Annotated in this window: 16 protein-coding genes; 13 read left to right on the forward strand and 3 right to left on the reverse strand. The window is 42.9% G+C overall.

Features of this window, described 5'->3' with window-relative positions:
• Positions 1-106: 106 nt before the first annotated feature.
• A complete protein-coding gene (locus tag BANVL01_RS23215; RefSeq protein WP_066092015.1) occupies positions 107-1,036 on the reverse strand; it encodes a C40 family peptidase in 930 nt (309 codons plus the stop codon).
• 272 nt (positions 1,037-1,308) lie between these two features.
• Between BANVL01_RS23215 and BANVL01_RS23220 the strand changes: the two genes are divergently transcribed.
• The 13 genes from BANVL01_RS23220 (at position 1,309) to BANVL01_RS23280 (ending at position 20,105) form a co-directional block, all read left to right on the forward strand.
• The gene (locus BANVL01_RS23220) at positions 1,309-2,277 is read left to right on the forward strand and encodes a YheC/YheD family protein (RefSeq protein ID WP_156482399.1); all 969 of its coding nucleotides are present in this window, start codon (positions 1,309-1,311) and stop codon (positions 2,275-2,277) included.
• 264 nt (positions 2,278-2,541) lie between these two features.
• On the forward strand, positions 2,542-7,158 hold the full coding sequence (essC, locus tag BANVL01_RS23225; RefSeq protein WP_066092009.1) for a type VII secretion protein EssC: 4,617 nt from the start codon (positions 2,542-2,544) through the stop codon (positions 7,156-7,158).
• On the forward strand, positions 7,151-7,402 hold the full coding sequence (locus BANVL01_RS23230; protein ID WP_066092006.1) for a methyltransferase: 252 nt from the start codon (positions 7,151-7,153) through the stop codon (positions 7,400-7,402). Before essC ends, BANVL01_RS23230 begins: the two co-directional genes overlap by 8 nt.
• 37 nt (positions 7,403-7,439) lie before the next feature.
• Entirely contained in the window at positions 7,440-8,183 is a 744-nt protein-coding gene (locus tag BANVL01_RS23235) for a hypothetical protein (protein ID WP_066092003.1), read from the forward strand.
• A 4-nt stretch (positions 8,184-8,187) separates the two neighbouring features.
• Positions 8,188-9,651, forward strand: coding sequence for an Mbeg1-like protein (locus tag BANVL01_RS23240; protein WP_066092000.1), 1,464 nt, complete (start codon positions 8,188-8,190; stop codon positions 9,649-9,651).
• Between the two features lie 19 nt (positions 9,652-9,670).
• Entirely contained in the window at positions 9,671-9,862 is a 192-nt protein-coding gene (locus tag BANVL01_RS23245) for a hypothetical protein (RefSeq protein WP_066091998.1), read from the forward strand.
• Positions 9,863-9,948: 86 nt separating this feature from the next.
• Positions 9,949-10,251: a WXG100 family type VII secretion target gene (locus BANVL01_RS23250; protein WP_066091995.1), complete on the forward strand. Its 303-nt coding sequence runs from the start codon at positions 9,949-9,951 to the stop codon at positions 10,249-10,251.
• A gap of 49 nt (positions 10,252-10,300) precedes the next feature.
• Entirely contained in the window at positions 10,301-10,603 is a 303-nt protein-coding gene (locus tag BANVL01_RS23255; protein ID WP_066148103.1) for a pore-forming ESAT-6 family protein, read from the forward strand.
• Positions 10,604-10,690: 87 nt separating this feature from the next.
• Positions 10,691-12,022, forward strand: a complete 1,332-nt coding sequence (locus BANVL01_RS23260; protein WP_066091992.1) for an FHA domain-containing protein — start codon at positions 10,691-10,693, stop codon at positions 12,020-12,022.
• A gap of 159 nt (positions 12,023-12,181) precedes the next feature.
• The gene (locus tag BANVL01_RS23265) at positions 12,182-12,970 is read left to right on the forward strand and encodes a PP2C family protein-serine/threonine phosphatase (RefSeq protein ID WP_066091989.1); all 789 of its coding nucleotides are present in this window, start codon (positions 12,182-12,184) and stop codon (positions 12,968-12,970) included.
• Positions 12,967-14,922 carry a serine/threonine-protein kinase gene (locus tag BANVL01_RS23270; RefSeq protein WP_066091986.1) on the forward strand — a complete coding sequence of 652 codons (1,956 nt, stop codon included), beginning with the start codon at positions 12,967-12,969 and terminating at the stop codon, positions 14,920-14,922. The genes BANVL01_RS23265 and BANVL01_RS23270 overlap by 4 nt, the downstream gene beginning before the upstream one ends.
• A gap of 2 nt (positions 14,923-14,924) precedes the next feature.
• Positions 14,925-15,623 carry a hypothetical protein gene (locus BANVL01_RS23275; protein WP_066091983.1) on the forward strand — a complete coding sequence of 233 codons (699 nt, stop codon included), beginning with the start codon at positions 14,925-14,927 and terminating at the stop codon, positions 15,621-15,623.
• A gap of 15 nt (positions 15,624-15,638) precedes the next feature.
• Positions 15,639-20,105: an Ig-like domain-containing protein gene (locus tag BANVL01_RS23280; protein ID WP_066091981.1), complete on the forward strand. Its 4,467-nt coding sequence runs from the start codon at positions 15,639-15,641 to the stop codon at positions 20,103-20,105.
• Between the two features lie 97 nt (positions 20,106-20,202).
• Here the strand turns inward: BANVL01_RS23280 and BANVL01_RS23285 are convergent, their stop codons facing one another.
• Both BANVL01_RS23285 and BANVL01_RS23290 read right to left on the reverse strand, forming a co-directional pair.
• Complete coding sequence (locus BANVL01_RS23285) at positions 20,203-23,067, reverse strand: GAP1-N2 domain-containing protein (protein WP_066091978.1); 2,865 nt, start codon at positions 23,065-23,067, stop codon at positions 20,203-20,205.
• A complete protein-coding gene (locus tag BANVL01_RS23290; RefSeq protein ID WP_066091977.1) occupies positions 23,064-24,332 on the reverse strand; it encodes a TRAFAC clade GTPase domain-containing protein in 1,269 nt (422 codons plus the stop codon). Before BANVL01_RS23290 ends, BANVL01_RS23285 begins: the two co-directional genes overlap by 4 nt.
• Positions 24,333-24,335: the final 3 nt, after the last annotated feature.

The raw sequence follows: 24,335 nt of genomic DNA on the forward strand, positions 1-24,335 counted from the left end.
TGCGCCCCTGTGAGAGTAGGACGTTGCCAGGCACGAAAAAGGACAGCTGAATAGCTGCCCTTTTTTGTTTTTTCTTTTATCCCAAGTACAATCATCTATAACCATATTACTTGATCACATGGCGCGCTGTTAGGTAATGTGTGTCGTACCAAGGAAAAAACAACACCCTGGATACTATGCCTTGAGTTGGATTTGTGAAAATAACTTTGTTATTTCCACCGTAAATGGCGACGATATTAGGTGTATTTGAACCAATTGTGTTGGTGAAAAATACAAGATCCCCTTTCTTAAGGTTTGCCCTTGACACAAAGGTACCTTTTTTAACGAGCTCGCTAACGTTGTTGGTACCAAGAGTGATTCCATTTTGTCCGTAAATGTAGTTTACAATCCCCCCGTTTGTAAACGTTTTAGTTGCGGGATTATTAACGTTATTGCTTATGGTGACATTTCCCTGTAAGGTGTAAGCCATATTTACAATCTTATCCGCTGCCGAAAGCGGGCTTGAAGGCATATAGCTTGGTATGACACGTCTGGCTCCGACAAAATTTTCAGTGTAGTAAGGTTTAGCGGACATATCTGATATCACAATGTTTTGTGTCGGGTCAGCCATATGTAGAAGCTTGTTAGACCCCATATAAATTCCAATATGATCGGCTGGATTGCTGTCTGTCTTGTCCACATCAAAGAAAAATAAATCTCCCTTTTTTAGCTGTTCTTTATTGACAGGAACACCGAGCTTTAACATGTAGTCCTCATTATAAGTTGCTAAATCTACCCCATTTTGTTTAAAGATAAAATCAATAAAAGTCGCACAAGAAAATTTGTAGGGATATGTTGCTTTATATTCAGTTCGACTGTATGTTGCTTTTCCAATTAAACTAACACCTGTTTTAATGATAGCATCAGCAATTTGATCGGCTGTTTGATTTGGACCAATAATTGGTGCTGCATTCACTTTGTTTTTTTCAAATACGATACCAAATGAGCCACCTGTTAATAGAAATACAGCTATTAAAACGAGAATAAACTTTTTCAATCGTAACTACCTCCAAATAAAATGTTTGCACACTTATTGTGCAACAATTTGGCCAAGCAATTCATTGATATTTAATCAAATTACAACCAGTGTAAAAGAATTGGAGTATTTCATAAAATTTACATAGTTTTCGTGCTCATAGGTTTTTGTACAATCTTAAGGATTAAACAATTCATACAATGAAAAAGTGAACCTAGAAAAACAGAGGTGAATAAATTTTGGTACGAATTGGTTTATTGCATCATCATCAGAATCCTAATGAATATAGTCCATTGTATGCTTATTGGGTAATTGCAAAAGCAGAAAGTGCGGATATCTTTTATTTCACTCCTTCACAGGTGGATATAAGGAAACGGATTGTTCGAGGATTTGTTTATGAATACGGAGAATGGAGACAAAGGGATACAACGTTTCCAGATGTTATTTATAATTTAAGTTCGCATTCTAAGAAGGAAATGACCATACTACGTGAACTAAAAAGGAGCATCCCCATCTTAAATTTTCCTCTAGAAAACTGGATTGATTTATATGAGACGTTACAGAATGAAGTTCAATTTAACCAAAATTTAATCCCATCTTACACCATTAAAACTTCCGGGCATTTCTTTGATATTTTAAGTGAATACGAGAGAATTATCGTAAAGCTATATGAAAGAAACAACAATGCAAACATGTTTCTTGTTGAAAGAAAAGAGGGGACATGCTTTGTTTGGAAAGATGGACAACTATTGGAGAGAGACCCTGAACAGCTGAGAATTTTAATAAGACATAAAATGACAGAGGAACGCTTCTTTATTCAGCCTTACCTTTTATGTAAAACAACAGACGGAAATAGCTATAACCTTCAATTACAACTTCAGAAAAATTTATTTAGTGAATGGACAGTAACTTCCATATACCCAAAAATTGCCCCCAAAGGGAGTATTATTACCAATATGAGCTCTGGTGGATCTACTCAGGAAATTGATTCCTTTCTCAAACAACAGTTTGGGGAAAACCACACCAAAATAAAACAAAATATTGAGCACTTTGCTCTTCAATTTGCTTCGCATTTGGTGCAAATCAAAAAGGAGAAATTCCAGTACACCCATGAACTCAATATAGATATTGTCCTTGATGATTTACAGAAAATATGGGTATTTGATGTTAAATGTCCTTTAGGGGTTACTTCAATCAATTATTCTCAGTTAAATCAGATCAGAAATCATTTTTACTATGCTACTTATTACGCTAATATTTAGGTTCTCGTCCCCTCCCCCTCTATATAACAAAGGGATCGAAAAAACGGTCCCTTAGTCCTATCAGTAAAGGAATTTAGCCCTATTAAAAAAATGATATGATAAAGAAGTAAAAATTTAGGAATCCCAATTGTTAACATAAACATAATTCCATTGGAGGGTATTGCTGCTAGGAACTAACAGTCTCAATACTCCATTAAACCTATACACATTGTGAAAATACACTTTATACGGTAATAGATACAAGCAAATCGGGGAGAGATTTAAGTGATCTTAACATTATTTGACCGCAAAAAAGCACTCACGTTTGTATTGCCGGAGCGGGTAACGGGCCGGTATGTCCTTTCTACGGAAGATGAGGGTGGCAGCAAAATCGAGCTGATGGCGGTTGAGGCCGAAGACGGACAATGGTTCATAAAGTCCAATAAATATGCGTACATAAGCAATGCCGAGGGTCAAAAGCTAAGCAAGCAGCCGGTGGAACCATTCAAAACCTATACGATTAAGCGTGAAAATGAAAAGCCGTCACTTTTATATGCCGAGCCATCAAAACAAGATCAATATATATATACAAAGCACTACGTTACCACAAATGAGGTAAAAATCGGCAGGTCGAAAGACAGTCAAATTTGTTTTGCCAATAAATTAGTGTCCAATTCACACTGTGTCATTGAATATGACAAGAACGGCCAAGCCGTCGTCCGTGATCTAAAAAGTTCAAATGGCACCTATGTGAACGGGGAAAAGGTAACGGAGCATACCCTTAAAATCGGCGATTGTATTTACATAATGGGGTTAAAAATTATTTACAACGGGAAACTGCTGTCGTTAAACAACCCGCATCAGCTAGTTCTTTTGGAGCGCAATGCGTTTCAGCCGTTTGCTGCCGAACAGCCAACCATAACGGAAGAGGAAGAGCTAGATGAATTTCAACAGGAGGAGGCAGATGATGAGCTTTTTTACCGCTCTCCTCGTTTTAAAAGAGAAATCGCTACGTCAGAAATCAAAATTGATCCCCCGCCACAGCCAGCGAACCCTGAAGAAACCCCGTTGATGCTGCTACTAGGGCCGTCGCTCACAATGGGAATGGCCTCTTTGTTTATGGGTCTGTTTACTTTACAAAATGTCATGTCAACAAATGGGAACATCATGCAAGCAATGCCGATGTTGGTAATGTCATTTAGTATGTTGGTGGGGACGATCCTTTGGCCGATTTTAACGAAACGGCATGAGAAAAAGACCAGGATTAAACGGGAAAAAATCAGACAGGAAAAATATCGCGCCTACTTAGTGGAAATGGCGAAGGTCATCGAAGAAGAACAGAAGCGGCAAAGCGAGATTCTGCATGAGAACCATGTCCCGATTGGGCATTGTGTCGCCAGAATTCAAGCGCGGCAGCGAAATCTGTGGGAACGGACCCTTGGTCAGAATGACTTTTTAAAGCTGCGTTTAGGTCTTGGTAATTTGCCGCTCAATGCTGACATTAAATTTCCGGAAAAACGCTTTACTCTTGAGGATGATGAGCTGCAAGCAGAGCTCTATAAACTGGCAGATACGCCTAAGGTCTTAACGGATGTACCCGTCACTTTCTCACTCTTAGAGGAAAAGGTCAGCGGGATTATTGGCAGCAGGGAACAGGTAAAGGACTTTGTCGAGGGGCTGATTTTTCAATTAACAGCCTTACATAGTTATGATGAATTAAAATTGGTGTTTGTTTACGATAAACGAGAACAGGACATGTGGGATTTTGTAAAATGGCTGCCACATGTGTGGGATGATACGAAAACCATTCGTTTTATGGCCACTGATGCCAATGAATTAAAAGAGCTGTCAGCTATACTTGAAAAAGAACTTTCCCAGCGGCTGGAGCAAGCGGACGAATCAGCTGCACCGCACTACGTGATTTTTTCAATGGATAAAAATTTAGCAGCAAAAGCGGAAATGTTTACGATGATGTTAAAAGCAAACCAGAGCATCGGCTTTAGTCTAATTACCCTTTATGATGAATTGAAAAATTTGCCTAAGGAATGTTCAGCAGTCATTGAACTGGACGACACCACGGCAAAGATTTTTGATAAAGATGATATTACGGGACAATATACGGCATTTCGCCCCGATATCTATTTGCAGGAGGACCCGGAGAAACTTGCCATTCAGCTTGCAAACATCAAGCTTTCTTCATTAAATAAGGCGTATACGCTGCCGGAGATGCTTACCTTTTTAGAAATGTTTGGTGTTAGTAAGATTGAGCATCTAAATGTGCTGACAAAATGGAAAGAAAATGATCCGGTAAAAACACTGGAAACACCAATCGGGGTCGATCAAGCTGGGGAATTATTCAAGCTCGATCTCCATGAAAAATTCCACGGTCCGCATGGACTGATTGCCGGGATGACCGGATCCGGGAAAAGTGAGTTTATCATGACGCTTATTATGTCACTCGCAGTAAATTATCACCCGGATGAAGTGGCGTTTATTTTAATCGATTATAAGGGCGGCGGCATGGCGAATGCGTTTGTGAACCTGCCGCATTTAGCCGGGACAATTACCAACCTCGACGGAGCCGCTGTGAAGCGTTCGCTGATTTCAATTCAAAGTGAGCTGAAGCGGCGCCAGGCGATTTTTAGCGAAACGAGCAAACGGGTCAATGAAAGCAATATCGATATTTATAAATACCAAAAGCTGTACCGGGAAGGCCGGGTTACCGAGCCGCTGCAGCATTTGTTGATTATTTCTGACGAATTTGCTGAGCTGAAGACGCAGCAGCCGGAATTCATGGCACAGCTTGTCAGTGCAGCCAGGATTGGCCGCAGCCTCGGGATTCACTTAATTCTCGCGACGCAAAAGCCATCGGGCGTTGTCGATGACCAGATTTGGAGCAACAGCAAATTTAGAATCAGCCTGAAAGTGCAGGAGAAGGCGGACAGCATGGAGGTCATTAAGCGGCCGGATGCTGCCGAGCTCTCGACAACTGGGCGCTTTTACCTCCAAGTCGGATTTAATGAAGTATTTATGCTCGGGCAGTCAGCCTGGGGCGGTGCGCCGTATTATCCAGAGGAAAAATTGGATACTCGCCGTGATGACAGCATCGTTGTCATCGATCATCTCGGCCGCGTTCTAAAGAGCGCCCGGATTGACAAACGGAACACGCTGATGAAGAATCCGCCGAAGCAATTAGATGAAATCACGAATTACCTAGCCCATTTGGCGTCTCAAGAACAGGTTAAAGTGAAACAACTCTGGCTCGAGCCAATTCCAAGTCAGATCTATTTAGAAAAATTGCATGAAAAATATCGTGTGACCGAAGAGCAAAGCTTTGCCTTAAATCCGCTGATTGGCGAGTACGATGACCCGGCAAATCAAAGCCAGCACATCCTGAGACTGCCGTTAACAGCGGAAGGGAACACCGTCCTTTATGGTGTCGCTGGGAGCGGAAAAACCACTTTCTTGGCGACCATGATTTATTCACTTATGGAAGAGCACACACCGGAAGAGGTCCATTTATACCTATTAGATTTTAGCAGTGAAACATTAAGCTGGTTCCGGGAAGCGCCCCAAGTCGGTGATGTCGTGCTGTCTCATGAAAGCGAGAAGGTTACCAACTTATTTAAAATGTTAACGAAGGAAATCGAACGCCGGAAAAAGTTACTTTCTAATTATGGCGGCGATTTCGGCACTTACAATCGCACAGCCAATCAAGCGCTCGCTTCGATTGTTGTCGTGATTCATAATTACGCTGCTTTTTCGGAGATGTATGAAGATTATGAAGAAGCCATTTCTTTCTTGACGCGCGAAGGACTCAAATACGGCATTTACTTTGTCGTCACTGCGGCAAACACAGGAGCTATCCGCTATCGTTTGCTGCAAAATTTCAAGCAGCTGTTAGTCCTGCAATTGAACGACACAACGGAATACTCAGGTGTATTGGGCAGTGTTGACGGTGTCTATCCTTCGAAATATAAAGGACGAGGCATTTTTAAAACGGGCAGTGTGTATGAATTCCAGACCGCTCTGATAACCGATGACACAACGGATATGTATCGCTTTATGACGAATTATTGCTTGGAGAAAAGCAAGGGTTGGCATAAGGCGAGGGCAAGAAGGATTCCAATTCTTCCGGAAAAAGTCGATCGCGACTTTTTTGCCGCCGGCGAACTGAAAACCACTCAGCCAGGGAAAGTACCAGTAGCGGTTGAGAAAAACTCGCTGGCGCTTTCTTATTATGACTTTAGCGACTCATTAGTCAATCTTGTGCTTACCGGCAGCAGTGATAAAGAATGCACTGAGTTTATCCAAGGTGCAGCGGAAGTGCTTGCGGCGAGCGGGGAGAGTGAAGTGATTGCGATTGACCCGTTTCATAACTTTCGAACAGATTCGAACCGGAACTATCGCTATGTGACCGGGGCCAATCCAATCGAAGAGACGGTTGTGTATCTATTTAACACCCTTGTCTACCGCAATAACACGACAAAGGATGCGGTCGCGGACGGCGTGAAGCCGCCGGTGTTTGAACCTATTTTCTGTGTGATTGATTCGTTCATCGAGATGAATAACAGCTTATCAGCAGATGGCAAGGATAAGCTGACAGTGTTTTTAGAGAAGGGCAGCTCGCTCGCCGTCCATCTTATCATTGGCGACCAGGCTGACCGTATCAACTCGATTTCCTATGAAAGCTGGTTTAAAACTCAGGTTTCGCAAAACGATGGAATTTGGGTTGGCAGCGGCATAACCGATCAATATGTATTAAAGACAAATAAGACCACTAGCGAGATGTATCAGGAAATACCGAACGACTTTGGTTATGTGATTAAGAAAGGGAAGCCGGTATTAGTGAAGCTGTTATCTTCAGCAGCTGTGAGTGAGGAGGAATTGATTTATGGATAAGGTGTTAGTGGAAGTGTTTATCCCTGCTGCCAAACAGTCATTTGATACCTTCCTCCCGCTCAAAAGCCCGCTTCACGAACTTGTGCTGTTACTAGCGAATACGATGACCGAATTGTCGGAAGGGTATTTTACCGGAACCGAACAGACTATTCTTTGCAACCGGCACACAGGGGAAATCTTTAATATTAACAGCACTGTTGAAGAACTCGGCTTCAAAAACGGGACAAAGCTGATGCTGCTATGAATTTTTTAAAAAAAGAACTTGGTTAGGAAGGTGTCCGATGAAAATAACGAAAAGGATTATGATGATCATCCTATTAATCCTTGTAGTGATAGGAGGAACGGGTTGCATGAGTTCAGAAGGAAAGATTTTGAATTATTTGGAAGATAAGTACGGTGAAAAGTTTGCTGTCGAAGGTAAACAAAAAGGCAGTCTCCTGTTTCCCGATATGTATGGGCGAGATAAGCTCTATGTTTATCCAGAGGGAAAACCTGAACAAATTTTTGAGGCGGGACAAAGTCAGTCAAAAGAGATTCATTATTATGATGGCTATATATCTGCCATTTGGGGTGATGAGCTAACGAAAAGCTTGAATGATCAATTAGAAAAATATCTGCCAAAAGAGAGCATTTATCGGGTTTTTGTTAATTCCTCAGAGGATGATGCTCGATTTAAGGACCTATCTCTTTATGAATATATTAAAAATGAAAACAATAAACTTATGGTTGTTTTAGAAGTTGCGATTAGAACGGATGGAGAACCTAACTTAGATGAATACAGTACTGGATTATATCAGGCTTTTGAAGTGATAAAAAATTTACAAACAAAATACTGTACTCTTTCTGTGGGATTTGTTGACAAATCTGAAGATAAAATGGCCGATTATATTAGAACCTCAAATGTTAATAATCTTCCTTGGTCCAACTTAGATGCGCAGGTTTACGGCTATTTAATGGTTGATGATCGATATAATTTTCATAATCCGGAAGAATTAATGAAATATTATAAGGTAGCTGAGGAGTAATGAGATGTCATTATCTAAATTAACAGATGAGGAGAAATATTTACTGCTGCAGTTTTCCTACATAGATATACCAAGCTCGATATCAATTGATCCGGAAATCCATACTGATATCCAATCTTTACTTCCTAGGATGCTTGAAGCAAAGGGGGATTTAAAAGATAATGAGTCCTTTCAAGCAATTTTGAAATATGTTAACGATCCAAAAGGCAGCAACCTGGCAAATATTCAATTAACAGGTTACCAAAACAACAACCCATCATGGAAAGAGGTTTTCCATGGAAAGTTTACTTCCGGGTTTGTTGGCTATGCTTTGAAGGATGATGAAGGGAATGCTACCGCATTATTCAGAGGCAGTGAAAATCCGTTTAATCCGCTGAATTTCACGACAGACTGGAGCTCCAATATTGAAGCAGGTATCGGCCAGGAAATCCAGCAACAAAAAGAAGCGGCTAAATTTTATGAAGATTTTATTCTAGGAGCCAAGGGTGATACCTTTGTCATTGGTCACTCCAAAGGCGGAAATTTAGCCAATTATGTGTTAGTTAATTATTTCAATAAAGATGAAAAACTCAAATCCTATGTTGTCAATGGCGCTCCGCTTAACTGGTGGATTCTCTCAAAGGAACAGAAGGAAATTTTAAAAAGCGAGCGGAATATGTTTATCGTTCATGAAGACGATGCGGTTTCACAGCTAGGGCATGTATCCTATGTCAACAAGACGGTAAAAACAAAGAATAAGATGGGGAAATTGGCTTTGCTCTCGGCAGTTCTTGCCTACGGTGTTCTTGCCCTCGATGCCCATGACTTGAAGGCAGTTGAGTTTGATGAAAACGGAAACTTCATTGGGGCATCTGACGGGGCATCCAACGGCCGGATGGGCGGAAATTTTGTTTTTTCCGGAATTATGCTTCCGTTATCCTTTGAAGCACTTACCGATAAAGCGATTGCTTCGGTCAAACATGCTGTGTTCCAAATGATGATTATTACTTTGGTAAAAGCGGCAGATATGAAGCAGAAACTTGATGAGAAACTGCTGCAAATCAAAATTGAGTGCCTTCGCTATATTTTTACTGTTATGAAGGTTTCGCAGAAATTAAAGCAGGAATTAAGCCAGTTTTTCGACCGATTCATCGATAAAGCAAAATCGTTTGCTTCACTGCTATGGGGTACACTTACCGGCGGTCACGGTTTTGCAGTAGAGCCAATTCTAAAAGTCGATCTTTCGAGGCTCGCTTACTATTCTTCAAGATTGCAAGCATTAAAGCGAAGAACGGAGCACATGAACAGCATGATTGATAGTTTGTATCGTGATGCCGACCTGTTGGATTTGGGGCATGTGTTAAAGGCAGATATGCTCACGACCTTTCATTTCAAACTCAATGATAATATCCAGTATCTTAACAGGACAATGGAATTATTGGAAAAAGGCGAGGCGGCATTACTGAGAAAAGCAGAAGCAATTCGCTAGTTTTAAGGGGTGTGTTTCTATGGATGCAAAGGTGAAAAATAAGATTGATAGCATTATTGCCGAACTTAATGTGCTTGCCCGGGAGCTTGATGATATCTCGCAAGGTATTAACCGGGAATTCAAGGGGATAGGTGCCGTTAATTGTGCTTCAAGCCTGCAAAGCGCGGCAGGGAAGTACCGGGCGGTTATTCATGAATTGAGAAAAATGTAAGAAAAAGGGGCAGTATCGATTCTTTGAGAATTGTCCAGCGCATGCAGTCTAAGGGGCATACCTAAATTTGAAAGGGGGTGAATGTAATGGCACGATCAATTATGGTGGATCCGGCGAAGCTTGAAAAGGCCGCAACGGGCATTGATCAGCAGGCCGCTGATTATGAAAGGCTCTATAAACAGATGTTTACGGAAGTTGAGGCAATGGGTGCTGCTTGGCAAGGGGCAGATAATCTTGCTTACGTGACCCAGATCAAAGGCTTTACCGATGATTTCATGAAAATGAAGGCGAAAATGGATGAGTTCTCTCATTTCCTGAAGACATCAGCAAAAACGTATCGCGACACGCAAAATGAGGTTATTAGCGGTGCAAAACGATTATCGAACTAATTTTTTTTTGCAACTAATGGGTGTTTTTTAAAACAAGGGGGTGGAGCTAATGACGATTGAGGGAGTAAAAATTTCACTTGGTGAGGTTAGTAAAACAGCCAACCAAATCAGAAATTTAAACAACAACTTGTATGTTAGATTACAAGATATTAAGAAAGAAATGAATGCGCTGAGCCAGACATGGAATAGTGATGCTTCCAATACGATTCGTGCCAATTTCAACGCATTTTCGGCACGGTTTGATAACTATCGTGACGTGGTGGAAAGTTACTCGAAATTCTTGGATGTGACAGTCACCAATTACGATGCGACAGAAGCGGCGATTAACAACAACGCCAGTCAATTTAAGTAATCGGTAAATCCATGGAAGGGCAAAGGCTGCTATGAGCAAGCTGCCCTTCCATGCTAATAGGAATCCAACAAAAGGGGTCGGACAACCTTGATCAAACAAATGAATTTAAATGTGGAGAATTGCCGTGAATATTTATTTTTTAAGGTGGACGGCGATGTAGGAGTGGCCACGAATGAAATTGGCTTGCTGGAAAATAGCCAAGTCTTTGGTTTGCTGTCGATGGTTGTCATCGAAAAAGAGAAGGATGTTTATTTTAGGTATGATTTGTCTGCATGGGAAAATATCAGACCGCTATTTTTTAAAGGATTCTCCAAGGAACGGTTACACAAGTTTCTAATAGATATAGTAGAAACCCTTCTTCATTCAAAAAAAATCGGTCTGCAGCTGGGTAATATTGTCGCGGATAAAAGATATATCTATATCGACCCATTATCAGGAAGACCGTTATTTTTCTATATGCCGATTAAAAATAACCAATATGAAACCGGCACCGTAAAGGATTTTTTAATAAGTTTACTTTGGATGGCACCATATGACGAGAAGGACGATTTGTCTTTCTTTATGAAAATTCATAATTACCTTGTACAGGCTGAGGAGATTGATTTGCTGGACTTTAAAGAAACGCTAGAGGTGCTTGCGAGTGTTCCTGACGAGTCTGACCAGCCGCAAGATGGAAATAGGGAACCTCTGGGAAAAAAACCAACTGGTGGTTCCACCGGAAAAAGCTCCCCTTCAAGGCAGGCAAAAAAGCAGCCCGCCGGTAAAAAGGCTAGTTTCTATAGTCCAGGCAAAGGTGAAGTTCTTCTTGAAGATCAAAATGAGGGTCTAGTCTCACATAATCGGAGTGTGACGCACGACAAGCAAACAGGCCAAAAGCTTGAAATTGAGGAAGAAATTCAATACAAACGGGTAACCAGAACGGAGCTCGGTGAAACGCGAGCCGCTGGGGAAGTGGCGGCTGCGTTGGCTGCGACTCAAATTAATGTCGTTCACCAAAATGGACAGGGAATTTTCGTTGAAATTGAACATCAGGATGAAGGAACAACCGTTTTAGGTGTGGCCGACGAAGAATCTCGCGTTTTAGCTGTGGCCGATGAAGGCACGACTACACTGGGAATCGATGCTCCCCAGCCGTTCTTATTAACTGTCGCGAATCGCGAGAAAATCGGGATTATCAAGGATGTATTTAAGCTTGGCCGTGATGCTAAGAATGTCGACTATATTTCGAATAATAAAGCGGTCGGCCGTGTCCATGCCCACATCCTAACGGAGGATGGCGAGTACTTTTTGAAGGACAACCGCTCGACAAACGGTAGCTTTGTCAACGATATCAAGCTCGCCCGGAATGAAAAGGTGAAAATCAAGCATGACGACCGCATCACGCTTGCCAACGAAGAGTTTATTTTTAAGGTATTTTAAGATTCGCCGATAGAACTGCGAAAATAAGATTCGCTGATAGAACTGCGAAAATCGCCGATAGAATACGTAAAATCGCTGATTGAACTGGAAAATTCGCTGATAGACCTCAGTAATTCGCCGATTGAACTCAATAATTCGCTTAAGAAAGGCGGTGAATGCATGTCATTTCAAATTGCTTATCATACAGACGCTGGAATTAAAAAGAAAACGAATCAAGATGCCTTGCTAATTAAAACAGCAAAATCGCCTAAAGGAAGAATCGGTCTGTTTGCCGTTTGCGATGGTATGGGCGGACTAAGCCAAGGTGAATTGGCGAGTGCCACCGTCATCAAGGGGGTGTCGGACTGGTTTGAATCGGAGCTTCCCAAGTTACTCTTGTCAGACATCGAGCAAATTGAAACGGATATCCAGCAGCAATTAGCGGAAAATGTAAAGGCGCTGAATCGAAAAATTTTAGCGTACGGGGATGAGAAGAAGATTAAGCTGGGAACGACGATCACAGCGTTACTGATCGTTGATTCCAAGTATTTTCTTTTACACGTTGGCGACAGCAGAGCCTACCGTATTCGAGACGACCTTTTTCAATTAACAAACGATCAAACGCTAGTGGCCCGGGAGCTTGAACGCGGCAATATTACCGAAGAGCAAGCGAAAATCGATCCGCGCCGCAATGTCCTGCTGCAATGTGTCGGTGCCTCACCGGAGCTTGGGCCTGTCATATCACAAGGTGAAGTAAAAGAAGGTGATCTGTTCATGCTCTGCACGGATGGCTTTTACCATGAAGTCAGCGAGGATGAGATATTCACCAGTCTCAGACCGGACCGTTTTTCAAAAGAGAAGCAAATGAAGGAAACGCTTGTCAGGCTGGTCGACCTGGTAAAGAAACGCATGGAAAGAGATAATATTTCCGTATTAATAACGAAAGTAACTGCGGGTGAAGTATCTTGATTAAAATCGGCACCATTATTGATGAACGTTATGAAATTTTAAAAGAAATCGGCCGCGGCGGTATGAGTATTGTTTATCTTGCGATGGATAACAGGCTCAAGAAATCGCTGGTCATAAAGGATATCCGCAAACGCGCCAATAAGAATGACGAATTACTTGTCAACAGTCTTGTCGTTGAGGCGAATATGCTAAAAAGATTGGACCACGGCGCCTTGCCGCGCATTTATGATGTTATTGACCGCCAAGGCGAAATTTACGTGGTGATGGATTATATTGAAGGTGAATCGCTGAAAGAGAAGCTGCATCGAGAGAAAACGGCTTCCGCTGATGAGGTCATCGATTGGGCGAAACAGTTAAGTGATGTCCTCAGCTACTTACATACGAGAAAACCAAATCCGATCATTTATCGCGATATGAAGCCCGATAATATCATGCTGACCCCAGAGGGGAAAATCAAGCTGATCGACTTTGGGATTGCCAGAGAGTTTAAAACAGAAAATACGACTGATACCACGAACCTTGGCACAAAAGGGTATGCCGCTCCCGAGCAGATATCTGGTGCGCAGACCGATGCGAGAACCGATATTTATAGTTTAGGTGTGACCCTCTACCATTTAGTGACAGGAAAAACCATAAATGATCCGCCCTATGAATTAAAGCCGATTCGAACGTGGAATTCTTCCCTGCCGGAGGGGCTTGAACATATTATTTCTAAATGTACCCAGGCTGAGCCAGGGAATCGTTATCAAAGCTGTGAAGAGTTAACCTATGATCTAGTGAATATCAACAAATTAACACAGGGCTATAAACGGAAGCTTTTTAAAAAAATGGCTGTCTTCCTGATTCCGGCCGTTCTGTTCCTCGGATTTTCGACGACCTCTGTCATGGGCTATAAAGGGATGAAGAATGAACAGCTCCAGGATTATATGAGTTTAATTTATGACGCAAACGGCTATCTCCAAAACGGCCGCGATTCGGATGCGATTAAAATTCTTGAAAATGCCATTAAGCTAGATAAGAGCAAGGCCATGGCCTATAACAATTTACTAGATATTTATATTCGTAGAGGGGAAGCAGAAAAAGGGCTTTCGAATATTGAACGATATATCGATGAAGGCTATGGCAATGTTGACAGAAATAACGAGGTTCTTTTCAAAGTAGGGATGACGTATTTCGATGTCGAAAAGGATTATTTCCGTGCCCAGGAATTTTTTAACAAGGTGGAGGTAAAGGCCAAGCCGGAGGTCGAGTACTACAGGTCTTTAGCTACAACGATGGGGAGTTTAAATATTGACTATAAAAAGTTTGCCAATGACTTGGACGATTTTGAAAAATTCACCGATAAAGCGCGCATTGATGCTAAAAAAATTGCCAACTACAATTCGTTAGCGAATATTTACTTATCGTATAAAGCACAAATTCCGAATGCGAACACAAGGGCGATTCAATTGATCGACAGGGCCAACAATGTGTTATCGAACGTGGATAATGATTTCCTGGCTGACAAATATGCCCGTGATTTTGAACTGAAATTAGCACAGGCCTATTACAGCAAAGGCATTAATTCGGAGGATAAAACGGAAGCCACTGCCGACTTTGAGGAAGCAATCCGCCATTACACCAATCTCCTTAAGGCTCGTGATGATATAAATCAAGAGGAGTACATGATTAAAATCGGGACGATTTATCAGGAAATGCGCCAGTTTGAGCAGGCGATTGAACAATTTGAGCTTACAATCAAGCAGTTTCCCGCGAGTCTTAATGCTCATATTAAACTAGGAAACTTGCTGCTTGATATCGAGCAGCTGAAAAAAGAGGCACGAAGGAATTATGAGCACGCCTTAAAGGTATACGAGCAGTCAGCGAAATTAAAGGATGCTGTCAAGGATGAGGGCTTCTTAAAGCTGAGAAAAAGGTATATGAATTTGAATCTGGTAGGGCAGGGGGGATAAAGGTGGAATATCAAACAATCTTTTATGGCGGCCTTGCCGGTGCCATCCTCTCGCTCATGATCTCGATTATTCTTTTTATCAAATTAAATATTTCAGAAGTGATCGAGGATTTAACCGGATTTAGTTTCCACAAGTGGGTCAAAAAGCTGAAGGCCCACTCCCGTTCTAAACGCGAACAGAGTATTAAACCAATCACACGGGAGATTCAGCCCCGCCGCGATGTCGAATTGGAAGTAGCGGCCTCTGGTGAGGTTGATGCAACGGAACTTTTGGCAGTAGTTGCCGATGACGAAACCGAACTCTTGGCGTCAGCTGATGCAGATGCGACCGAGCTATTGACAGCGAGCGATCCAGATGCGACTGAAATTTTGGCTGCGGCTGACGCAGATGCGGCCGAGCTTTTGGCAGCGAGCAACGCAGATGTGACCGAGTTTTTGGCTGAGGCTGATGCAGATGCGACCGAACTCTTGGCTGCGGCTGATACCAAGGTACCTGAATTTTGGGCAGCAGCTGATACAGACGAAACGGAGCTTTTGGAAGAAGCTGCAGCAGAAACGGAATTATTAGCTATTGGGATTGACGAGACAGTGCTGTTGGATGAAGAGATAAAGGGGTCTTCCGTATTAACGGGACCGGCTTCAGAAAGCAAATTTATTATAGAACGAGATGTGGTCATCGTTCATACGAATGCAGCTATATAAAAGGAGACTAATAAGATGGGAGAACTGATTAATAAAAGCTATAAGCAGAATAAATGGTTCGTATGGATTAGCTTTGCCATCATCATGCTCAGCTTTGTGCTTTTGTTTACCAACCATGTACGATCACAAAACGAGACGAGCAGATATATAAAGCTGAACGGCAAAACGTGGGATATCGATAAAGACCCAAAGCCGGAATGGTTTACGAACCAGCAAAACATGGCGACTTTTACAATCGACCTGAAAGAGGATTATCAAAACTATCTTAGCTCCATTGATCAGCCTGACGATGAGGGAACAGAAGCCCCAGCACCGGCGCCTGGCGATGAGGGAACAGAAGATCCAGCACCGCCACAACCACCAGCACCTGCAGATGTCGTGCAGCCCTTTACCATCGGCGCAACATACGATGGAAAAGCGGCAAACACCATTAAGGTAAGCAAAATCAATGAGGATGCTGTTTTTAAAGGAGAGTATAAGGTTGAGGTTTCTTTGCCTTCCCAAAAAGATGGCCGGTTAGATGTAACTGTTGATTTTTCCGACAATACATGGGGGTTCACAGGGAAGCGAGCAAGCTTCAGCATTGAAAGAGATACCGTAAAGCCGAAACTCAAGCTCTCCGGCATTAACAAATCGATCTACACTGATCCGGTTGAGTTAAATCTCCTCGTGTCAGAGCAGAATTTTTTCCATGAAGATGTTTCTGTTCTCGTTGTTACGGATGATGAAGACGGGCAAGGTCAGCCGGCTGAAATTAGCTGGGATCAGAAAAACGCTAACAAAGGAACGGTTCCATTTACCGATTCCGGGAAATACAGTGTAACGGCCTTCCTGGTCGATAAAGCCGGCAACGAAAGCGACAAAGAAACAGTTACCTTTACGATTGATAAAGGCGATCCGAAAATGTCTGGAGTCGAGAAAGAAGGGTTATACAATCGGGATGTCACGATCTTGTTTGAGGATGACGGACGCATTACAAAGGCAGTTGCCACATTGGTGCGGACGCATAACGGCGAACGCTTTGAACAGGAAATCGATTTTACCCCGAAACATCTTGGCTGGCGGCAGTATAGAAAAGCCGAACTTACCTTGAAGGAAGAAGGTTATTACGAAGGAACGGTTATGATTACTGATAATCAGGGCCAGGATTTTAGCTATCAGCTGTCGTTTACAATTGATAAAACCGCACCGTTGATTTCGGTTACAGGAGTGGAGCACCAGCAGAAATATAACGAGAAAAAAGCGGTTGAAATCAACATATCGGAAGATCTTAAGCTTAATCCGAAAGCATCTGAAGTGAGCCTGCAAAAGAAATCGATAGGCGGCAAGCTTGAAAACGAGTCGTTAAATCTGGACTATTCTGCAGATGGCAAGACGGCCTCCGTAAAACAAGAGTTCGAAGATGGCATTTATGAGTTGACGATTTTAGCAAGCGATAGTGCCGGCAATAAAACGAAGAAAACGGTTCAGTTTACCATTGACAGCCAAAAGCCTGAGCTTGAGGTCCTTATCGATGGAAAGGCCGTAACGGATCAACAGTATTATGCCAGTGGACAGCTTAGTGTCAAGATTACCGATTTGACTTTAGATATAAGCAAAACGGAATTGACAATCAACAATAAAAAAGTGCCCCTGATAGTAGATCAATCAGGGACGATTGCTGTGTTAAAACAAGATATGATATTAGCTGACGGTGATTATCAACTTTCCTTAAGCTCGGCCGACGGGTTAGAAAATAGTGAATCGTTCGGACCACTAACTTTTGTTGTGGATACCGGAGCACCGGAAGTGGCCCTAACCGGAATCGAACCGGGTGCTTTTGTTAAAAACGGTACGGTTACGATCCAAGTAAAGGAAAAAAATTATCAAACCAATCTCGTTACTTATAAGGTAGAAAAACGGAATGGAGACGGTCAATTTGCGGCCTATCAGGACGAGCGCTTCGCCAACTGGGAGAATACAGCTGAAATTTCCACCCTGGCACTTCCGTTTGGTACGAATGAAAAAGCCGATAGCCGCTATGACGGGGAATATCGTGTGACTGTAACAGCGAAAGACGCTGCCGGACATGAAGTGGAACAAACTGTTCAATTTACGATTGATGCGACGGCCCCGGTTGTGGCAACTGAATTGAGCTCAGAGTTTAATAAAGGGCATTACGCTCAGTCTGGAACGGTTTCCATCATCGTCGATGAGCCCCAAGCGAATTTTGAGACGAACGATGTCAGGATTGATATTAAGAAAAAAGACGGTACCTTGTTTAAACAGGCGGAGGGTATCAGCGGAACCTGGACCCAGAGCTCGACGCGGGCCACTTACCGGATTGTTTTTACGGCAGATGCTGTAGACAATGAAGGCGATTATCTCATTACAGTTGATGCCAAGGATAAGGCAGGGAATGCAGCTGAGCAAAAATCGATTGGTTTCACAATTGACCACAGTGCCCCGGTGTTATCCATCGATCCTGAATTTTCTGGCAAGGTTTATTTTAATAAAAATACAAGCTTCAATTTTAAAATAACCGATCCGAACATCGATATAACGGGTAATGAGTTAACAGTCCTGAAGGATGGTTCTGTTTTTTCAAAGGTTGGAAACATCAAGCTTCAGGCCGGAACAAGTGATACAGGTGTCGGTGCCTATACGTTCGGTGAGGATGGCGATTATTCGGTAACGCTTGCTTCGACGGATAAGGCTGGCAATAAAGGCGCAAAAGTGGTCAGGGATTTCATCATCGACCAAACGCCGCCGAAGTTGACCATTTCCGGGGTAGACATTAATCCGAACCAGCATCATTATTATCCTGACCCGAAGCAAATCACGATTGCACTTGAAGATCGAAATTTTGCCGTAGAGGATATCGATCTTAAGATAACAAAAGATGGTGTGCAGGTTCCAGTGGGGGAATGGACGAAAGGCTACGAATTCACCAAGACAGGCCGCGTACTAGTCAAGGCACTGTTGGCAAAGACACTTAGCGGGGACGGTGACTATACAATTGCCCTGAGTTTGAAAGACAAAGCCGGCAACCGTTCGACGATTCCGCCCTTTGGCTTTACGATTGACCAAACAAAGCCAACCATTGAGATTCATGGGGTAGAACAAGATGCCTACTATAATACCGATAAGCAAATGGATGTAACGATCAAGGATAAAAACCTGAAACTGAACACGATTCAGGTGACAAGGGATGGCAGCAGCTATAATGCCGGAAGCTTCCGGGTGAACGGTGATACGGCCGTGCTCAGTCATTTATTTAGCAAGGAAGGCACATACGAAGTCATGGTCGAAGCAGTTGACCAGGCAGGCAACAGCTTTAGCCGTAAGGTGAAATTTACGATTGATAAAACGGCGCCAGTGATTACGGCTAAATTCAAGGGTGAAAATCGCGTGATTCAAGACAGAGAGTATATTAATATGATTTTCACGCCGCAATTTGTCTTGGATCAGACTGAAGATACGATTGTCTCTGTTACGCTAAACGGCGGAGCGAATATCAATGGCCATATTCCAATGGCGGCAACAGAAATGGAATACAACTATCATGTTCTTGCCAAGGATAAAGCCGGAAACGAAGCGACGTTAGATATTAGCTTTATTTTAGATACGACAAGACCGGAAATAACTATTTCAGGGGTAAAAGATGGCTTTTTTAATAAGAATATCACGCCATGGGTAAGGTACTCCGATAAGAATTTAGATGAGAGTCATTCAACGGTAACCCTTAATGGCGGCGAATTTAACAATCGCCAAGAGCTTGAAAACGAACGCGATTATGTATTAAAAGCGAACATTTTCGATAAAGCGAAAAATGTCAGTAAGCAAACTGTTGTCTTTACGATTGATAAAACGGCACCGAAGATTACCTTTAAGGAGCCGATTTCCAATCAGTATTTTAATAAGCACATCATCCCGGGCCTTTTGATTGAGGACTTGAGTGACTATGATATTATTTCCCTGACTTTAGACGGTGAGCCTTATACAATCGGAATGCCAATTGAAACGGAAGGGAAGCATGTCCTTTTCATTGAGGCGAAGGATAAGGCCGGGAATATTCAGCAGATGAGTGTTGAATTTATTATTGATACAACCCCGCCAAAGGTCATTTACGAGGGCGTGAAGGAAAAGAAGAAGTACTACGAAGCGGTTAAGGTCGGAATCCGTCTTGATAATCCGGAGGATACGATTAAATCCATTACCGTAAATGGCGAGCCATTTACTGGTGAGGCGGTAACAAGAGACGGCTTTCAAGTGATCAAAACAACGCTTAAAGAGATTAAGCCGTATAAAATTAAAGTTTTAGCAGCCGATCAAGCGGGGAATGAAAGCACCTCAACACTATCATTCGAAATCGCTGAAAAGAGTGCACTCGTCAAATACTACGAAAACAAACCACTCTTCGCCGGCTCCATCGCCGGGGCTGCACTCCTCCTAACAGCAGGCGGCGCAATCGTAGTCAGAAGAAGAAGGGTTGAAGAATAGGGTGTCAGGCACCGCTCGTGGACATTTGTCCGTCTGGGGCGGACACTAAAAAATAACAAAGGCGATGGATTTTTCCATCGCCTTTCATGTTCCAGCTTTATTGATTGTTTTTTTGCTCTTCAAATGTTTTGCTTGCGCTTGAGTATTCGTGGACTATATCTTGACCATCGATTGGTAGAATAAGCTTTTTGTCAGCGAGCTTTACATCCTGTTGTCCTTTAACCGTATAAATCGGTTTGAGGATAGCCGGCTCTTGCTTTAGCCCATCGGTATTAATGGAATAAACCCAGACATATGTTTCCGAGGTTCCATTGCTAGCCGCCATGACTACTTCCGGGATTTCGTCGCCTGTTAAATCATATTCAGCAGAAGAAAATGAAAACCCCTCTCTTAACATCCCATTTTGATCAAAAGGGCTGGGATTGAAATATGAGCCTAAATCCATTGGCCATGAATGGTCAGTACTATCAATCAAAAATAGACTTTGCTCACCATTTGGTTGAAATTGTCCATAGATTTTCTTCACCTGGCTGCCTTCAATGGTGATATCAAAAGACTTACCATCCACACCCACAATCGCCTTTTTAAAGTCCGCCAAAGAGATCGGAACATCTTCCTTTTTTTCCTCAACAGGTTCCTTCTTTTTAGCAGCCGCTGCCGTTTCGCTCGTTTTCGGAACCTTAGGTTTTGCCTCTTCCCCAAACAACAAATGAAGTCCAAACCAAGTCCCGCCGCCGACGCCGCCAAGGATGACAATCGCCAACCCCAATTTCAAGCCATTCCTTTTCAGAAATTTAACTAACGGGCTGGCCGTTTCGGTTTCAACGTCCTTTAGCAATTTTTGAAGGCTGTAGTTTTTGATTTCCTTCAGCTCATTGCGCAGCGCTCTATTTTTCCAAATCGATTTTGGATGCGAAATTAAATATTTTCTTAGTGACCGTTTATAGCTCGGGTCAGATTCAACCAGTCTTGCATTCTCACGAATAAAGGAAAGCGTCGTCTTGTCATTACTGTGCCTTACCAGGTGTTCGAATATCCCTTGATAATCAACCCCATCATATTCCGAGCCATAGGCAATTAACAGCAGGGGAATTTGTTCAGGAGCAGGATTATTTCGTAATATCCGCAACAGGACATCACGCAGATTTTCGCGTTCTACAACAGTTAACAATCTTAAATTAATCAAATCCGCTTGAGACGGGCTGCTGATGAGCTGGTAAAGGACATTGGCAACCTGATAGTTACTCTTAACCTTCGCATCTTTTATGTCGATTACATTTAATTTTTTCGGAAAAATTGTCCCAAACGATAGAATGTCCTCTGTGGAAATGTCCCGTAATCGTATCGAACGCAACAGGGCCATCTTAACATTGGCCAGCAATTTGTTCTTGAATTCCGTAAACGGAACACTTTGATGCTCGATTTTAAAGTCGTTCACGGCCAGCACCGCCTTAAAGGGCTTCTTTTCATTGCTGATTGCGGAGATGGCTTTTTTAATTGCAGTCGTTTTAAATTTCTCGATACTCAAAAGATAGGGTGAACCCAGCATTATTTTCAGCTCGTTAAGGATGTCTTCAATGCTGACAAGCGGTTTAAAACGTTTATCAAGATACAGCTCAAGGAGGACGTCATAATCTCGATGCTCGTTAATAAACATCAATAACGCCTCATGGCAGAGCTTGTCCTGTTCAATCGCTTTCCATAATTTATCGAACAACGGGTCATGTTGATAGTACTCAAGCGTCTCAAGGATGAAGGTGAGCGCCTCATCGCAGCGTAAAGATTCGTTGATGGCAATGACCGCGCCGATGTAATCGAGGGCTGACCCGGGATCTGCCGCTAATTTCTCCTCCGCTAACAGCTGCAAAAACAGCTGAACCAACTCTGGTTTCGCTTCAATTTTAGCCTGGAAAAATTTCAGCAAACTATGTAAAAAGCCAATTTTATTCTTCTGATATAAAGAGAGATCGCCATAGTTCAGCGTTAAATAAATAGCCGTTAGCTGGTAATAGCTTGCTAATTCCAGTTTCTGCTCGCTGCCCAAGCCAGATAACGCCATCTCTGCGAACGCAAGAAACTCATCAATCCGCTTCGATTCAGAGAAATGATGGAGGGCAAAGTCCAAATACTCATGCTCCTGGCCATCAATCTCAACGCCGGAAATGCGGCCGCCGCCGGCAAAATCAAAGATAAATTGCTTTTCAATCGAACGATCGGCGACGTTTAACGTGCCTGGCTCATAAAACATTACATGCAGATAATTTTTTCCAGCCGGCTCACTCGAAAAAGTCAGCGCCCCTAATTTCCGCCGGTGGGAATACGGTAAATACAGATAGATCAGCTCTAGTAACTTCAATGCATATTTCGAATATTCCTCCACTGGTACGCCAAGCGAAATGAATACCTTTTTCTTTCCGGCGATCGACGACATCACCGCGAACAATAGCTGCTTAAAATTCATCTCAGTAATCCCTAACACATCAAGAAGGTCATTTTTCACGGAAAGAATATCCTTCCCGCCATGGCCAACAGTCTCCCGTTCCGCCAGGACTTTTCCCAATCCGACATCATAGGAGGTTTTAAAGTCATTCAGTTGAAAAAGCTTACTAGGATGCTTAATCCAGTCATCCTTCATGCCTACTGGAATAATATAATTATGCATGAAGAAGGTACTCCGCTGTCCGGTGAAATCGGCGGGCACGAACACGGACTGACCGATTACAAGCTCACCGGTTTCCGGCTGAAAAATCGTCACAGCCTCTGGATAGAGGGAAGCGTCCTTTTCACCGCGCTCGGTTAATGTTTTGGGTGCATGATACATACAAAACGGATGCAAATACTTCTTCACAAACGCTTTATCAAGCCCCGAGGAAATCGCAATCGTGTCATAGCCGTCGGTCGCGTGGAAAATCCCGCCCCGTTCCCGGGTATATATCTGTTGTTGAATGAACTTATCGGTCACTGCTCATTTCTCCCTTCAATATACCCCAGCTTATAAAGCAGCCAGATAAACGGCTCATCAACGCGGATCGGACTAATAATACCGCTGACCTCCTGGTCGACCGGGTTGCTTCCAAGGGCGGACACTGCAAAATAGGAGGTATCCTTAAAATAAACATCAAGGGCATTCACAAATGGAATATCGACCTTTTGCAGGAAGCGTCTGATTTCGCCGTTGATATTTTCATATTCATCGAGGTTCAGAAAGCCCCGATGGGTGACATTATGAAAAACATTGCTGTTATTGCGGATATATTCACCATCCTCGTGTTTTAGGGCATTTAAGAGATCGCTTTTCGTTAACACGACGGCGGTTGGGATATCGGTTTTACTATGTTCGAGATGGGCAATGAAATCGCCAAATAGCGAAATTACGACTTCGCGCGGTTCATCGGCCAAGCCAACAATCTTGCCTGGATTTTCACCCATTTGATGGATCAACTTTTCACGGATGGCGCGAATCTGCATCGGATCAACGAGGAAGAGAATGCCCGCTGAATTTTTGATATGGGCCGCATGAAGCTTGATGTATTCCTTGTCGGTCATACCCTCGCCAGCGACGTCGAAAAATACGAGTGTCAGCGGCGCCTGCTCCTCATCCTTAAAGACAAATTGAAAAATAAACGGCTCCTGCCGGTTCGTTGTTTCCGTCGATTTAAGTAATTTTCCATTTTCAAAAAGCGGAATCTCGTACTCTCTGCGGAATCGCTTACTGATTTCATTATCGAGCGGAATACAGGCCGCATCGAAATTGTTTGCGGTCACATGCTGCAGCGTATGAATCAGCGACGTCATGTAAACCGATTTTCCAACGCTTGTAGCGCCAACAATCGAGACAATATTGCTTGGATGCTTGCCAGCGGTTACCGGAAGGTCGTTATGGCAGGCCGGGCATAAGCGGTTCCTAGTCACAACCGTATATTTATCGGAGACACCCATAAGAACACGGTCAGAATAAATTTTATTCTCCTCTGGAATCAGTGACGGATAAATAATTGCCTCAAGTTCATCAATTGGGGCGAGCCCGAATTTCTCGCGGTAATTGTTTAGTAGCTCATCTTCCTGAAGGGCTAAGGCCTCATCGTCGTCACGATGGTGGGCCGCACGAAAGACGACGTCTTCATGATGAAATTTTGAAAAACAGTACGGACAGACAATATCGTAAAATGGCAATCTTTCTTTCGGCGGTTGTTTTTTTTCAAAGATTCGTTTAAGTAATGCAAACATGTA

It is taken from the genome of Neobacillus novalis NBRC 102450 (genome assembly GCF_001591805.1).
Lineage (GTDB): Bacteria > Bacillota > Bacilli > Bacillales > Cytobacillaceae > Neobacillus > Neobacillus novalis.

Excerpts from the sequence above, each read along its gene's own strand:
- BANVL01_RS23250 (WP_066091995.1), top strand. The coding sequence starts at position 9,949 with ATGGCACGATCAATTATGGTGGATCCGGCGAAGCTTGAAAAGGCCGCA.
- BANVL01_RS23235 (WP_066092003.1), top strand. The coding sequence starts at position 7,440 with ATGAAAATAACGAAAAGGATTATGATGATCATCCTATTAATCCTTGTA.
- BANVL01_RS23265 (WP_066091989.1), top strand. The coding sequence starts at position 12,182 with ATGTCATTTCAAATTGCTTATCATACAGACGCTGGAATTAAAAAGAAA.
- BANVL01_RS23280 (WP_066091981.1), top strand. The coding sequence starts at position 15,639 with ATGGGAGAACTGATTAATAAAAGCTATAAGCAGAATAAATGGTTCGTA.
- BANVL01_RS23230 (WP_066092006.1), top strand. The coding sequence starts at position 7,151 with ATGGATAAGGTGTTAGTGGAAGTGTTTATCCCTGCTGCCAAACAGTCA.
- BANVL01_RS23290 (WP_066091977.1), bottom strand. The coding sequence starts at position 24,332 with ATGTTTGCATTACTTAAACGAATCTTTGAAAAAAAACAACCGCCGAAA.
- BANVL01_RS23245 (WP_066091998.1), top strand. The coding sequence starts at position 9,671 with ATGGATGCAAAGGTGAAAAATAAGATTGATAGCATTATTGCCGAACTT.
- BANVL01_RS23255 (WP_066148103.1), top strand. The coding sequence starts at position 10,301 with ATGACGATTGAGGGAGTAAAAATTTCACTTGGTGAGGTTAGTAAAACA.
- BANVL01_RS23240 (WP_066092000.1), top strand. The coding sequence starts at position 8,188 with ATGTCATTATCTAAATTAACAGATGAGGAGAAATATTTACTGCTGCAG.